At 65.7% G+C, this 1,655-nt stretch carries 1 pseudogene; it reads right to left on the reverse strand.

Annotated elements, in window-relative coordinates:
* Nucleotides 1-1,655 (reverse strand): annotated as a pseudogene (locus ACVWYU_RS30215) (glycine dehydrogenase (aminomethyl-transferring)); the annotation flags it as partial.

The following is a 1,655-nucleotide window of genomic DNA, read 5'->3' on the forward strand; positions in this document are numbered from 1 at the left end:
GCCAGCAGGCCGGCGTACTCGCCTTGGGAACCGGCGTTCGGCTGCAGGGAGATCGAGTCGTAACCGGTGGCGGCGCAGAGCATCGCTTCCAGCTCGTCGGTCAGCTGCTGATAGCCGGCGCTTTGCTCGGCCGGGGCGAACGGGTGCAGGGCGCCGAACTCGGCCCAGGTCACCGGGATCATCTCGCTGGCGGCGTTGAGTTTCATGGTGCACGAGCCCAGCGGGATCATGGTGCGATCCAGCGCCAGGTCCTTGTCCGCGAGTTTGCGCAGGTAGCGCATCAGCTCGGTTTCCGAGTGATAACGGTTGAACACCGGGTGGCTGAGGATCGGCGACTGACGCACCAGCGCGGCCGGGATGGTCGCTTGGGTCGAAGCGGCGAGGGCAGCGAAGTCCGGCAGGGTTTTGCCATTGGACAGCAAGGCCCACAGGGTTTCCACGTCGGCCTGGGTGCTGGTTTCGTCGAGGGACAGGCCCAGACGCTCGGCGTCGATCACGCGCAGATTAATCTGTTGGGTGCGCGCCTGGTCGTGCAGCGCGGCGGTGTTCGCGCCGGTCTTGATCGTCAGGGTGTCGAAGAAGTGTTCCTGCTCAACGTTCAGGCCCAAGGCGCTCAAGCCCTTGGCCAGGATCGCGGTCAGCTGATGCACGCGGTTGGCGATCTGCGTCAGGCCTTTCGGGCCGTGGTACACGGCGTACATGCTGGCGATGTTGGCCAGCAGCACCTGCGCGGTGCAGATGTTGGACGTGGCCTTCTCGCGGCGGATGTGTTGTTCGCGGGTCTGCATCGCCAGGCGCAAGGCCGGCTTGCCGAAACGGTCCACCGAGACACCGACCAGACGGCCCGGCATGTCGCGCTTGAACGCATCCTTGGTGGAGAAGTACGCCGCGTGCGGGCCACCGAAGCCCAGCGGCACGCCGAAGCGTTGGGCGCTGCCGATGGCCACGTCGGCACCGAACTCGCCCGGCGGGGTCAGCAGGGTCAGGGCCAGCAGGTCGGCGGCCACGGCCACCAGGGCGTTGGCGGCGTGGAAACGCTCGGTCAATGCGCGGTAGTCGAACACGTCACCGTTGCTCGCCGGGTACTGCAGCAGGGCGCCGAAGAACGGGGTCACGTCGCTCAGCTCGTGCTCGTCGCCAACCACCACCTCGATGCCCAACGGTTCGGCACGGGTGCGCAGCACGTCGAGGGTCTGCGGGTGGCAATGCACGGAGGCGAAGAACTGGTGGCTGCCCTTGTTCTTGCTCAGGCGCTTGCAGAAGGTCATGGCTTCGGCGGCGGCGGTGGCTTCGTCGAGCAGCGAGGCGTTGGCGATCGGCAGGCCGGTGAGGTCGCTGATCAGGGTCTGGAAGTTCAGCAGCGCTTCGAGGCGACCCTGGGAAATTTCCGGCTGGTACGGGGTGTAAGCGGTGTACCAGGCCGGGTTTTCCAGCAGGTTGCGCAGGATCGGCGACGGCGTGTGGGTGCCGTAGTAACCCTGGCCGATGTAGGTCTTGAACAGCTGGTTATTGGCGGCGATGGATTTGATCATCGCCAATGCATCGGCTTCGCTCAGGCCGTCTTCCAGGCCCAGCACGCTGGTGCCCTTGATGCTGTCGGGAATCACGCTGGCGCTCAGGGCTTCGAGGGAATCGAAGCCGAGGCTGTTGAGCAT

The organism is Pseudomonas sp. TE12234 (genome assembly GCF_054061835.1).